This is a genomic window from Sphingomonas oligophenolica (assembly GCF_039522915.1).
Classification (GTDB): domain Bacteria; phylum Pseudomonadota; class Alphaproteobacteria; order Sphingomonadales; family Sphingomonadaceae; genus Sphingomonas; species Sphingomonas oligophenolica.
The window spans coordinates 59,554-73,313 of the sequence record NZ_BAAAEH010000003.1; the positions used below are offsets into that span (position 1 = coordinate 59,554).

The 13,760-nt window shown below is 66.4% G+C and carries 11 protein-coding genes; 6 read left to right on the plus strand and 5 right to left on the minus strand.

What is annotated here, in order from left to right; all coding sequences use genetic code 11:
* Positions 1–147 precede the first annotated feature (147 nt).
* The 5 genes from ABD050_RS02100 to ku form a co-directional block, all read right to left on the minus strand.
* Positions 148–1,080 carry a DnaJ C-terminal domain-containing protein gene (locus tag ABD050_RS02100; RefSeq protein WP_343887477.1) on the minus strand — a complete coding sequence of 311 codons (933 nt, stop codon included), beginning with the start codon at positions 1,078–1,080 and terminating at the stop codon, positions 148–150.
* Between the two features lie 85 nt (positions 1,081–1,165).
* The gene (locus tag ABD050_RS02105) at positions 1,166–2,056 is read right to left on the minus strand and encodes a transglutaminase family protein (protein WP_343887478.1); all 891 of its coding nucleotides are present in this window, start codon (positions 2,054–2,056) and stop codon (positions 1,166–1,168) included.
* The gene (locus ABD050_RS02110) at positions 2,053–4,533 is read right to left on the minus strand and encodes a circularly permuted type 2 ATP-grasp protein (protein WP_343887479.1); all 2,481 of its coding nucleotides are present in this window, start codon (positions 4,531–4,533) and stop codon (positions 2,053–2,055) included. The genes ABD050_RS02105 and ABD050_RS02110 overlap by 4 nt, the downstream gene beginning before the upstream one ends.
* Before the next feature lie 81 nt (positions 4,534–4,614).
* Entirely contained in the window at positions 4,615–7,098 is a 2,484-nt protein-coding gene (gene ligD, locus ABD050_RS02115; protein WP_343887480.1) for a DNA ligase D, read from the minus strand.
* Positions 7,091–7,972, minus strand: coding sequence for a non-homologous end joining protein Ku (gene ku / locus ABD050_RS02120; RefSeq protein ID WP_343887481.1), 882 nt, complete (start codon positions 7,970–7,972; stop codon positions 7,091–7,093). The genes ligD and ku overlap by 8 nt, the downstream gene beginning before the upstream one ends.
* A 106-nt stretch (positions 7,973–8,078) precedes the next feature.
* Between ku and pdxH the strand changes: the two genes are divergently transcribed.
* From pdxH to ABD050_RS02150, 6 genes are all read left to right on the plus strand, one after another.
* Positions 8,079–8,660: a pyridoxamine 5'-phosphate oxidase gene (gene pdxH, locus ABD050_RS02125; RefSeq protein ID WP_343887482.1), complete on the plus strand. Its 582-nt coding sequence runs from the start codon at positions 8,079–8,081 to the stop codon at positions 8,658–8,660.
* Positions 8,657–9,601 carry a cation diffusion facilitator family transporter gene (locus ABD050_RS02130; RefSeq protein ID WP_343887483.1) on the plus strand — a complete coding sequence of 315 codons (945 nt, stop codon included), beginning with the start codon at positions 8,657–8,659 and terminating at the stop codon, positions 9,599–9,601. The genes pdxH and ABD050_RS02130 overlap by 4 nt, the downstream gene beginning before the upstream one ends.
* Positions 9,598–10,407 carry a PhzF family phenazine biosynthesis protein gene (locus ABD050_RS02135; protein ID WP_343887484.1) on the plus strand — a complete coding sequence of 270 codons (810 nt, stop codon included), beginning with the start codon at positions 9,598–9,600 and terminating at the stop codon, positions 10,405–10,407. Before ABD050_RS02130 ends, ABD050_RS02135 begins: the two co-directional genes overlap by 4 nt.
* Before the next feature lie 124 nt (positions 10,408–10,531).
* Positions 10,532–11,569, plus strand: a complete 1,038-nt coding sequence (locus tag ABD050_RS02140; protein ID WP_343887485.1) for a hypothetical protein — start codon at positions 10,532–10,534, stop codon at positions 11,567–11,569.
* Positions 11,570–11,819: 250 nt separating this feature from the next.
* On the plus strand, positions 11,820–12,626 hold the full coding sequence (locus ABD050_RS02145; RefSeq protein ID WP_343887486.1) for an SDR family NAD(P)-dependent oxidoreductase: 807 nt from the start codon (positions 11,820–11,822) through the stop codon (positions 12,624–12,626).
* 39 nt (positions 12,627–12,665) lie between these two features.
* Positions 12,666–13,712 carry an NAD(P)H-dependent amine dehydrogenase family protein gene (locus tag ABD050_RS02150; protein ID WP_343887487.1) on the plus strand — a complete coding sequence of 349 codons (1,047 nt, stop codon included), beginning with the start codon at positions 12,666–12,668 and terminating at the stop codon, positions 13,710–13,712.
* Positions 13,713–13,760 lie beyond the last annotated feature (48 nt).

Consider the following 13,760-nt stretch of genomic DNA (forward strand, 5'->3'; position numbering starts at 1 on the left):
CCGCGCAGCGGCGTATCGAGCGGGCGTATCGAAGGACAGGCCACGAGCGACAACCTGTCCTTCGCTACGGACCCTCGATACGCCTTCGCCTACTTGGTCCCTACGCAGGACGAACGGGGTGGTGGTTCCGATTTCACACATGGCGCACTAAACGCCCAAATTGCCGCGCGGGTTGCCCTTGTCGCGATCCTTCCAACCGCGGACGAATTCGACCAGTGCGTCGTCGCCCACCGGCAAATCGACCATCAGCGTTACCATCTGATCACCGCGGCTGCCGTCCTTCTTGTGAAAGCCGCGCCCGCGCAGGCGCAGCACCTTGCCCGAGGTCGAGCCCGCCGGCACCGTCAGCATCACCGCACCCTCGACGGTCGGCACGCGCACCGACGCGCCGAGCACGGCCTCGGACAGGCTGATCGGCAGATCGAGCCGGACATCGTCGCCGTCCCGTGTGAAGAAGCGGTGCGGCTGGATGTTGATCGTCACGATCCCGTCCCCGGCGCCGCCGGGGCCGGGCTGGCCCTTGCCAGCCAGCCGCATCTGCGCGCCGCTCTCGAGCCCGGCCGGCAGCTTCAGGTCGATCGTCTTGCCATCGGCAAGGGTGATGCGCTGCGGGCTGAGCGTGGCCGCATCGGTGAAGGAGACATTCAGCCGATAGGCGACATTGGCGCCCTTTGGCGGCGGCTGCTTGCGGCCGAAACCGCCAAAGCCGCCGAAACCGCCGCCGCGATTGCCGCCTGAGAACATCCCTTCGAAAATGTCGCTGAGATCCGGGCCTTCGGCCTCGAAGGGCGAGCCGCCCGGCCCGGGGCGAAAGCCGCCCTGTCCGCCACCGCCGCCAAAGCCGAACGGCGCGGCGGGATTGCCGTCGCCGTCTATCTCGCCACGGTCGAAGCGGGCGCGCTTGTCCTTGTCGGTCAGCAGGTCATAGGCGTTGGTGACGGTGCTGAACCGCTCGCTCGCCTTGGGATTGTCCTTGTTGCGATCGGGATGGAGCTCCTTGGCGAGCTTCCGATACGCCTTCTTGATTTCGGCCTCGCTGGCGGTACGCGCCACGCCCAGCGTTGCATAGGGATCGGCCACTGTGTCCTCAGTCCTTCAGTTTCGTTCACTTTGCGGGATTTGCGGAGCAAGCGCAAACCTCAACCCCGCTCTCCCGGGAAGGTAGTTACGCCACGACCTCCATCAATGGCGCGACATCAACCGAGACCACCATCTTTTGCGCGCCGGAGCCGAGCACCACCCCGTCGATCGGCGCGATCTCGCCATAATCGCGACCGATCGCCATCACGATGTGATCGCCCGCCATCCAGATGCCGTTGGTCGGATCGACTCCGACCCAGCCGAGATCGGGCCCGCACCACAGCAAGACCCAGGCATGAGTCGCGTCGGCGCCGACCAGACGTGCCTGACCGGGCGGCGGGATGGTGCGGATATAACCCGAGGCATAGGCTGCGGGGAGGCCGGCGGCGCGCAGGCCGGTGATCATGATCTGGGCGAAATCCTGGCAGACACCGCCGCGTTTCATGAAAGCCTCGTGCGGCGCGGTATCGACCAGGGTCGCCTCGGGATCGAACGCGAAGTCGCGCTGGATGCGGCGGGCAAGCTCGATCGCCGCCTCCAGTACCGGCCGGTCCGGCCGCAGATCCTCGGCGCACCAGGCGGCGATATCGCGATCGAGCGGGATCAAGGGCGAGGGAAACAGGTAATTGGCCGGCCCCGCGGGCGACGGATCGCGGCTTGTCCGGGCGGCGACCGCCACCTGGCCGAGCGTCGGATCGCTGTCCGACGGCATCGGCACCGGACGATCGACCACCACGCGCGATACGCTTTCGATGACGAGATGGCGCACCGGCTCCTCGACCACCAGCCGAACGACATTGGCGAGGCCAGCCTCGGCGCGCGCCGGCGCAGTGCGGCCCGAGGGAGAGATGGTCAGGCGGTAATCGACGAGATCCTGGCCGGACCAGTGAATCGGCTTCAACCTCAGGTTGCAGCGCGCGAACTTGACCGACCCGCCATAATCGAAGCGGGTGACGTGGCGGATGTCGTAGATCACGCCAGGGTCAATCCGCCTGCCCGAAGCGGCTCGGCACCCTGCAGGAAATAGCGCCGCGCGATTGCCTCGGACAGCGCGAACAGGCGGCGCTCGAGATCGCCCAATATAGTCTCGTCGAGCGTCGCCGCGGTCGCCGTCGAGATGATCGCGACGAGGCCAGTCGCCTGGGCCTGTTGGGGCTCGTCCATGCCGTCATCGCCGAGCACCGGCAGCGCGCTCAAATGCTCGCAGATCCGCTCGATCTGGAAGGCGAGCGCGCGCGGGTTGCCGGGATCGAGCGCGACGAGATCGACCACCGGCACGCGGGCGATGCCGGTCAGATAGCGCTGGCGGTAACTGATCTGGCTGTCGGCCAGATCGAGCAGGGTCGACAGATCGTCGGTCGTCCCGTTCGGCATGCCGAAGACGCGGACCGCGCGAGTCACCATCAGCGCGCGTTCGATTCGGCGGCCGAGATCATGGAAGCGCCACGCCGAGGTGCGGCCCATATGCTCGGCCGACAGGCCCGACAGTGCCGCGTAGCGACGCTGGAGCGAGCCGGCGCGATCGAGCATGCCGCCTTTGGTCGGATAGGGCGCGTCGAGCAGGCGGACCATGTCAGCCGAGAGCCGGTCGCGCGAGCCCTGGCCGATGCCGCGGGCGAGACGATTGATCGCCCTGACGCTGTGCCAGCCGGCCGATTCCATCGCGGTCCGCGCGAAGGGGGTCAGCTCGGTGCGGCGAAGGCTCGCCGGATGCGGCGCCGCGCCGCCATTCACCACCAGCCCGACCAGCCGCCCGACCGTTTCCGGCCCGAGCGCAGCGCCGGCATCCGCATCGATCGAATTGCCGAGCATCACCCGGATGACGCCCAGCAACGCCTCGCCGCGCTCCAGATAACGGCCGAGCCAGAAGAAATTGTCGGCGACGCGGCTCGGCAGCGTGCCGGGGTTGCGGCGGACATGGATCGAATCGCTTGGCGGCAGCAGCGACACGGGTGCGACCGGTTCGGGGCCGTAGACAGCGACATCGGCCGACCAATTGCCCTCGCCCATCACGCTAGCGCGCGGATCCGGGTGCTCGCCGATCCGCGCGAAGCCGCCCGGCATCACCGTCCAGCTGCCGTCAGCGCCACGCGCGGCGAAGACGCGGAGCGTGAAGGGCCGTGCTGCCAGACCGGCATCGGTGACGACGGGCATGGTCGACAGCCGCGTGATCTCCTGCCCGACATAATCCTGCGGCCGCCGGCTGAGATCGTCGAACAGCGCCGCGCGCGCCGGGCCGGTGATCTCGGCGCCGTGGCGTGGCGCAATGCCTTCGAAACCGAGCGGCGCGACGCCGAACGCCGGGCCGATCAGCAATTGATCGAAATCCTCGATGACGCGGGCGCGCTCCTCGTCCTGGCCGCACCACCAGGTCGCAATATTGGGAAGCAGCAGGTCAGCGCCCATCAGCCGGGTTGCGAGCCGGGGCAGGAAGGCGCTGAACGCCGGCGATTCGAGCACGCCGGCGCCCGGAACATTGGAGACGACGACATTCCCCGCAGCCATCGCATCGACCAGGCCGGGCACGCCGATCCCCGAATGCGAATCGAAGGCGAGCGGATCGAGCAGGCGCGGATCGAGCCGGTTCCAGATCGCATCGACCCGCTTCAACCCACCGATCGTGCGGACATAAAGCTTGTCCTCAAGCGCGGCGAGATCCGCGCCTTCGACGAGCAGCAGCCCGAGATAGCGGGCGAGATGCGCCTGCTCGGCATAGCTGGGATTGTAGCGGCCGGGGGTCAGCAGGCCGATCCGCGGCTCGGCGCGCCGGCACGCGGCGGCGAGGCCGTCGCGAAAGGCAGCGAAAAAGGGAGCGTGACGCTTGACGTTGAGGCGCGACTGCAGCCCGCCAAGCGTGCGCGAGATCGCCAGCCGGTTCTCGAGCGCATAGCCGGCGCCCGCCGGCGCGCGGAGATGGTCGGCAAGGACGCGCCACTCGCCGGTCGGGCCGCGCCCCAGGTCGATCGCGATGAAGTGGAGGTGGTGGCCGCCGGGCGGCACCAGCCCGGCCATTGGCCTCAGGAAGAAGGGGCTGCCGCCGATCAGCGCAGCCGGGATCAGCCCGCGCTCGACGAGCTTCGCGTCGCCGTACAGGTCAGCGAGGACCATCTCGAGCAGTTCGGCACGCTGTTCGACGCCGGCGGCGATACCGGCCCATTCATCCTCCTCGATCAGCAGCGGCACCGGCGAGAGCGGCCAGGGCCGTTCCTCGCTTTCACCGATGATGCGGAAGCCGGTGCCGATATCCTCCGCATGGCGCTGCACGCGCTCGCGGGCATGGTTCAGGTCATCGCCGGCGACCGCAGCGAGTTCCTCGAACATCGCGGTCCAGGCGGGGTCCTTCGGTGTGGCGCAGAGCACGTCGCCCTTTTGCTCGCGCGCGCAATAATCGGCGATCCACCGGGCGGCGTGGATCGATGGATCGAGCAGTGAAGGCGCAGGCTGGGTGGCCATCGAGTAAGTGCAGTCCCCGAGCTAAGGCGCCGACTCGACCACAATCCTTTCGCGGGTGCAACAAGCATGAGAGATTTGGGATCAAAGATCGGGCAGGACCTGATCCGCGACTCCCCACCCCGCCAGCGCCCGGCTATTGGCGCGTTCGAGCAATTCGGCCGAGTCGCGCACGCCCCAGCGATGCGCGCTGTCGATGTCGCGAAGCTCGGTCCAGGTCACCGGTGCCGCGACCGGCGCGCCGGCGCGGGCGCGGGCGACATAGGGCAGCACCGCGGTCGCGCCGCGCTGGTTGCGCAGATAATCGATGAAGATGCGGCCCTTGCGCTTCGCCTTTGACATGTTCGCGACATAGCGATCGGGCTCGGCCTCGCCGAGCGCGCGGGCGAAGCGTTCCGAGAAGTCCTTCACGGCGGGCCATTCGGCCTCGGGCTTGAGCGGCACCACGACATGCACGCCCTTGCCGCCCGACAGCATCGGGAAACTGACCAGGCCGATCTCGGCGAGATGGTTTTTGATATCCTCGGCCGCCTTCTTGACCAGGTCGAAGCCGAGGCCCTCGTCGGGATCGAGATCGAATATCATGCGATCGGGCTTTTCGACATCGGCGACCGTCGATCCCCAGCCATGAAATTCGATCGTGCCCATCTGTACGCACATCACCAGCCCATCGGCATCCTCGATATAGAGATAGGGCTCGACCGAGCCGTCCTTCTCGCGGATCGGCACATGCTTCACATGCTCGCCAAAGGTGCCGGCGTCGTGCTTCTGGAAGAAACAGCGCTTGGCGCGGCCCTGGGGGCACCGCACCAGGCTGATCGGACGGTTGGCGGCCCAGGGGAGGACGACCGGCGCCATGCGGGCATAATAATCGGCGAGATCACCCTTGGTGACGTCCGAATCGGGGAAGATCAGCCGGTCGCGGTTGCTGACCTTCACATGCACCTCGGGCACCGGCGGATCATCGACGGGCACCGGTTTCTCGGCGACGACGTCCTTCGCTGCCTTGTCCTCGCGCAGGCCGAGAAAGCTCGGATGGCGCAGCACGCCGTCGGGCGTGGTTTCGGTAAAGGCGATCTCGGCGACCAGCTTCGGCTTCACCCAGTGCGCGCCGCGCACCGCCGCGCGCGGGGCCTCGACGGTGGGTTGCTTGTGCTCGAGCCTGGCCAGCTTCGCGCTCAGATCCATCATGGTATCGGTGTTGAAACCCGTGCCGACCTTGCCGGCATAAGTGAAGCCGTCCGGCCCGTTCAGGCCGAGCAACAGCGCGCGGAAGCCGCGCGACTTGTCGGACGGGGTCCAGCCGACGATCACGAATTCCTGGCGCTTGATGCATTTGACCTTGAGCCAATTCCTGCTGCGCTGGCCGCGATAGGGCGCGTCGGCGCGCTTCGAGACGATCCCCTCATAGCCTTCGCGGCACATTGTTTCGAACAATTGTTCGCCCGAGCCGACAATATGTTCAGCGAACTGGAGGCGGGCATCACCGCCCTGGATCAACGGCCGCAACCGCTCCTTGCGCTGGATGTTGGGCAAGGCGGCGATGTCCTCGCCGTCAAGCTCGAGCAGGTCGAAGGCGAACAGGGTCATGTCGCCGCCCTTGGCGATGGCGTCCTGCAGGGCCGAGAAACTGGGCTTGCCATGCTTGAAGGCGACCACCTCGCCATCAATCAGCGCGCTGGCGACGTTCAGGGTTGCCGCAGCCTCGGCCACGCCGGGGAATTTGTCGGTCCAGTCCAGACCCGAGCGGCTGTAGATCTTCACCGTGCCACCGGCGACCGCGATCATCACGCGATAGCCGTCATATTTGACCTCATGCAGCCAGCGGCTGCCGGCGGGAACGCTGTCGACCAGCGTGGCGAGCTGGAAATCGCGGAATTTGGGCAGCGCGCCCTTGGTTGGAGGCTTGCCACCAGCGGCGCGCCTGGTGCCGCCCCCTCCACCAGCGGCGCCGGTCCCCCTCCCCCGCTTCGCGAGGGAGGAATGAGGTTTTGCGCCCTCCGCTATTTCCATCATCGTCCGGCCGGTGGCGACACTGGTCAGTCCGGTCTCGACCAGCGTGTCAGTGCCGCCGGCATAGTCGTCGTCGATCTTGCGGAGCAGCCAATTCTCGCTCTTTTCCTTGCCGCGCGGCTTGAGGCGGATCAGCAGCCATTCGCCCTTCATCCGCTCGCCATCGAGGACGAAATGGAGATGACCTTTCTCCAGGTCCTTCGCGCTCTTGCCCTTGATCGGCGACCAGGTGCCGCGATCCCAGAGCATCACCGTGCCGCCGCCATATTGACCCTTGGGGATCGTGCCCTCGAAGGTCGCATAGGAGAGCGGATGGTCTTCGGTGCGGACAGCGAGACGCTTCTCGTTCGGGTCGAGGCTGGGGCCGCGCGTCACCGCCCAGCTTTTGAGCACGCCGTCGATCTCGAGCCGGAAATCCCAGTGGAGCCGTCTCGCATCGTGCTTCTGGACCATGAAGCTGTTGCCGTGGCCGGGCGCGAGCGTGCCCGCCGGCTCGGCGGTGAGGGTGAAATCGCGCTTGGCGTTGTAGCGCTCGAGCGGGTTGCGATCAGGCACGCTTTTTCGCCGCCGGCTTCTTCGCGGACGCGTTCTTGGCCGCGGGCTTCTTCGTCGCTGCCTTGGCGGCAGGCGCCGCGCCCGGCTTCTCCATCGACTTCTTCAGCGCCGCCATCAGGTCGACGACGTTCGAGCCCGAGCGGCCGGTCGGCTCGTCGCTGGTGTCCTCGATGATCTTGCGCCCCTTTGCCTTGCGCTTGCGCTCAACCAGATCCTTCAGCGCATCGACATAGCGATCATGGAATTCCTGCGGATGGAAGGGGCCGGTCTTCTTCTCGATGAGTGCCTCGGCAAGGTCCATCAGATCCTCGTCGGGCTTGGAATCGGGGATGTCGCGAAAATAGCCCTGCGCCTTGTTGACCTCATCGGCATAGCGCAGCGTCTCGAGCACCATACCGCGACCGCAAGGCTTGAGGCTCACGACATATTCGCGGCCACGCATCGCGAGCTGGCCGAGCCCGACCTTCTTCGTCCGCCGGAGCGCCTCGCGCAGCACGATGAACGCCTCTTCGGCGAGATCGTCGGCGGGCACCACGAAATAGGGCTTCTCGTAATAAAGCACGTCGATCTCGCTCGCGTCGACGAACTGGGTGAGCTCGAGCGTCTTCTTCGATTCGAGCTTCACCGCGTCGATCTCATCCTGTTCGAGCAGGACGAATTCGCCCTTTTCATACTCGAAGCCCTTCATGATCTCGTCGGTGTCGACCGGGCCGATGCCGGTGACGACCTTCTCGTAATGGATCGGCTTGCCGCTCGGCTCATGGATCTGCTTGAAGCTGACCTGCGCGCCCGATTTGGTGGCGGTGTAGATCTCGACCGGGATCGAGACGAGCGCCAGCCTGATCTGTCCCTGCCAATAGGCACGTGCGGCCATTCCCGATTCCTTTGTTGCCCCGGTTCCCTGCTGATCGATTCAATCCTCAAGCGGCTGAGTCGTTCCGTTTCTCGACACCGGCGCGGCGGAACCCTAAAGCGCGGGCATGCCCGAGGCCAACCCATTCCCCCTGTTCGCCGCCTGGTTCGCCGAGGCGCGCGAGACCGAGCTCAATGATTCGAACGCGATGGCGCTCGCCACCGCTGACGCGGAGGGGCGACCCGCGGTGCGAATGGTGCTGCTCAAGGGGCACGGACCCGACGGCTTCGTCTTCTACACGAACCGGGAGAGCCGCAAGGCAGCCGATATTGCCGGCAACCCGCAGGCGGCCCTGCTCTTCCACTGGAAGTCGCTCCGCCGGCAGATCCGCATCGAGGGCCCGCTCGCGCCGGTCACCGCCGCCGAGGCCGACGCCTATTTCGCCAGCCGCCACCGCGATTCGCAGCTCGGCGCCTGGGCTTCGGACCAGTCGCGGCCGCTCGATTCCCGCGCGACGTTCGAGGCGCGGTTCGAGACGGTGCAGGCGCGCTTTGCCGGCGGCGATGTGCCGCGGCCGCCGCATTGGGGCGGCTATCGCCTCGCACCGAACCGGATCGAGTTCTGGCAGGATCGCGCGCACCGCCTTCATGAGCGCCGCCTGTTCGTCCGCACGGAAGACGGCTGGAGCGAGGGCTTGTTGTACCCGTGACCGAGGACCAGCGCCGCGCCATTCCCTATGTCGTCCGCGCCGCGCTGGCGAGCGTGGCGATGGCGTGCTTCCTGCTCGCGCTCAAATCCTTCGCCGCCTGGCAGACCGGATCGGTCGCGATGCTCGGCTCGCTCGCCGATACCGGGCTCGACCTGCTCGCCTCGCTGGTCACCCTGTACGGCGTGCGGCTCGCCGCGACGCCCGCCGACCATGACCATCGCTTCGGCCACGGCAAGGCCGAGGCGCTGGCCGCTTTGTTCCAGGTGATGCTGATCACTGCGTCCGCTGCGGGAATCGCCTGGCGGGCGATCACCGCGCTCGGCACGGCCAACCCGACCCAGGATGCCGAGCTCGGCATCGGCGTGTCGGTCGCCGCGATCCTCGCGACCATGATGCTGCTCATCTATCAGCGCCGGATCATCCGGCGCACCGGATCGGTCGCGATCATGGCCGACAATGTCCATTACCAGTCCGACGTCCTACTGAACGGATCAGTGATCGTCGCCCTGGTGCTCGACCAGTATCTGGGGCTGCACGGCGCCGATCCGCTGTTCGGCATCGTCATTGCGGCCTGGCTCGCCTTCGGTGCCTTTCGCGCCTCGAGCAATGCGATCGACCAGCTGATGGACAAGGAATGGCCCGAGGAGGAGCGTGCCCGTTTCATCGAGCTTGCGGCGACTCATCCCGAGCTGCGCGGGATGCACGATTTCCGCACCCGGCGATCGGGCGCGCATGATTTCGCTCAGTTCCACATGTATGTCGCGCCCGAGATGACGATCGCCGAGGCGCATGTCGTGATGGACGCAGTCGAGGCCGAGATCCGCAAGGCATTCCCCAAGGTCGAGGTGCTGATCCATCTCGACCCCGAAGGCCAGATCGACACCGACAACCCGTTGATCGAGGCGGACGTCACCCCGCACTGGTTCGGGAAACGCATATGAGGCTTCCCTTCGTCCAGATCGACGCCTTCGCGAGCGCGCCCTTCACCGGCAATCCGGCGGCGGTGGTGCCGCTTGCCGCCTGGCTCGACGATGCGACGCTGCAGGCGATCGGCGCCGAGAACAACCTCGCCGAAACCGCCTTCATCGTGCCCGATCAAAGCAGCGCCAGTGACGGCGAGGGGGCTGATTTCGAGCTGCGCTGGTTCACGCCGACGACTGAAGTGGCGTTGTGCGGCCATGCGACGCTGGCGAGCGGGCATTTCGTGCTGTCGAGCGATCCTGCGCTGGACAAGGTCAGGTTTCGCACCCGCCAGGCCGGCACGCTCGAGGTATCGCGCAAGGGCGATGGCTATAAGCTGGCGCTGCCGGCCTGGGCGCCGAGCCCGACGCCGCTGCCGGAGATCGTCGCGGCGCTCGGGCTGACCGATGCAGTCGAGACATTGTGGCAGCCGGCCCGCTACGCCCTGATCGTGCTCGACAGCGCCGACCAGGTCCGCGCCCTCGACCCCGATTTCCGCGCGCTCGCCGCTCTGGGCAATATCCTGACGATCGCGACGGCGCCCGGCGACGAGACCGACATCATCAGCCGCGCCTTCGCGCCCGGCGGGGGCATCGACGAGGATCCGGTGACTGGATCGGCGCATGCGGTGAGCGTCCCTTATTGGGCAAAGCGGCTCGGGCGGGACAGCTTCACTGCGTATCAGGCGAGCGCGCGCGGCGGTCATCTGGCGTGCCGCCTCGAGGGCGACCGGGTGGTGCTGGGCGGCACCTGCGTGACGGTGATCGAGGGGACCTTCTTCCTCTGACGCGAGGCAGGCCCGTCCGGTGAAGGGCGAGATTGAGACATGGCTTGGCCGGCTCGAATCAGCGGCGACGGCTTTCCCTACGGGCGTCGTTGACAGGCGACCCCACGCCAAGCACCCTGCCGCCATGCGGATACGCCTGTTGATTCTGCTACTCGCCTGCCTGGTCGCTGCGCCGAGCGCGGCCTCGGCGAAGGAAGCCAATACATGGGACAAGCGCTGCACCTTCGCCTCGGCGACCGCGACGACGATCAAGGCGATCACCCTCGATTATCATCGCTGGACCGGGCGTTGCGTTCGGCTGAGCGGCATTCTGGCGGGCCGGCATCTGCTCGATGGTCGAAAGGCAGTGCTCGAACCTGAATCGCCCTGGGATGAAAAGACGAAACACCGCCTCCTGCTCTACGCCCAGCCCTGGCGCGACATTGCACCGCTGCCCAAAGGCCGCCCCATCACGATCGAGGTGATCGGCAAGATCGGCAGCTGTGCGGACGCCAACGCCGCGGTTGAACAGATGAGCCGGGACTCGGGCGACATCGTGATGGTCGGTGGATATTGCCACACATCGCTCGAGACCTATGTCACCCCGGACATCGTCCGGGTGCTTTCCCGCGCGCCGATAGCGCGGCTGACCGAGGCCGAGGTGCCCGCCGAGCGCCGCAAGCTGGTCGAAGCACGGCCGATATCGGGCGGCCGTGACGCCCATGTGGCGGCGGCGCGGGCGTTTGCCGCGGCGATCGAGGCCCATGACGAGCCCACCTATCGACGCCTCCGTCATCCGGACGTCGCGGATGACATCGCGAAGTTCGCCGGCGCGTCGCCGCCGGACTGGCTTCGGGAGAATATCCGCGACGCGCATCGCGATTTCGCCCGCCAAGCCTTGCCGCGCTTTGCGCTAACGACGGGCGCCCGGGAGGAGCGGGTTTTCGTCGAGCGGGCCGACGCCGATGATAACGGCGATTCGCCCGACCGCTACGTCGTCTGCTGGTGCACCGGCCCGAACTGCACCGGGCGCTGGCCGGTCATTCCCGCGGATGCGGACAATGATCCGGTCCGACCCTATTTCTGCGCAACGACCGGTGCGTATGAGCTGGGCGCGGGTCGCGGCACCGTAATCGAGGTGGAAGCTGCCCGGCGTATCGATGGGTTTGCCGAGCCGGACTGAACGGGACAATCAAGCAGCTTCTCGTCGCAGTCTCGGTTTCGCAGATTGAAGCTGCCGGTCCTCCTGCTCCCTCGCGTTTTTCGCAATTTCTGTCGCCCGACTACCGAGAAATCTGCATCGCCCCGGTGATGCCGCATCCTCCCATCTGGGGATAGGTTCACCCGCCGACCTGTGATGTCGTGAGGCAGAGGCCGGTCCAGGCAATCGCCGGGCGATAAGCTGGCCAGGAAGCATCGCGGAGAGGAACATCATGGATTTGCAGCTCAAGGACCGGCGCGCGCTCGTCACGGGCAGCAGCAGCGGCATCGGCGAAGGGATTGCCCGCATGCTCGCGCAGGAAGGCTGTGCGGTGGTCGTCCATGGCCGGAACCGCGAGCGCGCCGAAAAGGTCGCGACCGAGATCGGCGCAGCCGGCGTCGCGATCGGCGATCTCGCGACTGACCAAGGCGCCGCGACGGTTCATGCCGAGGCGGTGGCAGCGCTCGGTGGCACGATCGAGATTCTCGTCAACAATGCCGGCGGCAGCTCGACCGGAAACACGACGAAGACCCCGATCCAGATCAGCACTGACGACTGGGTTTCGAACTATCATGCCAACGCGCTTTCATCGGTGCGACTGTGCCGGCTCGCCGTGCCGGACATGGTCGCGGCGACATTCGGGCGGGTCATCAATGTGTCGAGCGCGGTGGCCGTCCAGCCCAACAATCTGGGCGCTGATTATTCAGGCGCGAAATCGGCGCTGAACAATTTCACCGTCAGCCTCGCCGGATCGCTGAAAGGCGTCGGGGTGACGGTCAATACCGTCTCGCCCGGTATCATCATGGTCGATGGGCTGCTCCGGTTCGGACGCCTGAAATATGGCGACCCCAACCTGACGATCGAGGAGGTCACGCAGAGGCTGGCTGCCGACAAGGTGTTCGACCTGCCGCCGGCCGGCCGGCTCGGCACCCCGCGGGATCTCGCTCTGGTCGTCTGCATGCTCGCCAGCCCGATCTCGGGCTTCGTCACGGGTGCGAACTACCGGGTCGATGGCGGGCAGGTCCGCAGCGTCAACTGAGCCCCTTATCCCGACGATCTGAACAAGGCAGCGCACGCAATGTCCGAGAAAATCTATCGCGTCATCCAATGGGCCACCGGAACGGTCGGCCAGGCGACGCTCAGGCACTTCATCGAGAATCCCTTCATCGAGCTGGTCGGCGTGCACGTCACCAATCCCGAAAAGGTCGGCAAGGACGCAGGCGACCTGGTCGGCCTCCCCGTGACTGGCGTGATCGCCACCAACGATGCCGAGCAGCTTATCGCGATAGAGGCGGATTGCGTTCTCTTTGCCGGACTGGTGGCCGACGTGGACCTGTTCTGCCGTCTCCTGCGATCAGGCAAGAACGTCATCTCGACTGCCGGCCCGTTCATCCCCAACAAATGGTTCGAAGAGGCGAACGCAAGAATCGAGGATGCCTGCCGCGAGGGCGAAACATCCTATCATGGCTGCGGAATCCACCCCGGTTTCTCGGGCGATATCCTGCCGCTCACCTTGTCACGCCTGATGAGCCGGATCGACAGCATCGAGGTCACCGAGATCATCGACAAGCTCAGAAACCCGATGATCTATACCGAGATCATGGGCTTCGGGCGCGATCCGGACGATCTGCTCGCCAAGCCGAGCCGATCGCCCGACGCGCCGCGTCATTTCTACCAGTCAATGGCGATGGTCGTCGAAGGGCTCGGCAAGACGATCGAGAAGGTCACGACCGACCTCGAAGTCGCCAAGGCGACCCAGGACATCCACTATGATACGGGCGTCATCAAGCAGGGCACGGTCGGCGGCCAGCATTTCACCTGGACTGCCTGGGTCGATGGCGCGCCTTTCCTCTCCTATCATTTCTACTGGACGATGGGCAGGAACCTCGACCCGCTCTGGGACAATGGCGACAGCTGTTACCGGATCCGAATCAAGGGCGATCCGCCGCTCGAACTGAAACTGATGGGCGCCGAGGCTGAAGACGGGCGCACGCCGTTCCTCGGCCTGCCCTGGACCGGGCTGCTCGGCGCCACCGCCCTGCCCGCGGTCTGCGACGCGAGGCCGGGGGTGATCACGCATATCGAGCTGGGTGTCGTGCGGCCGAAGGGGCTGGTGAGGAAGTGATCCGCTGATCCGGAATGGCCTTTGCCTAACCGGGCCGCGCCGTGTAGC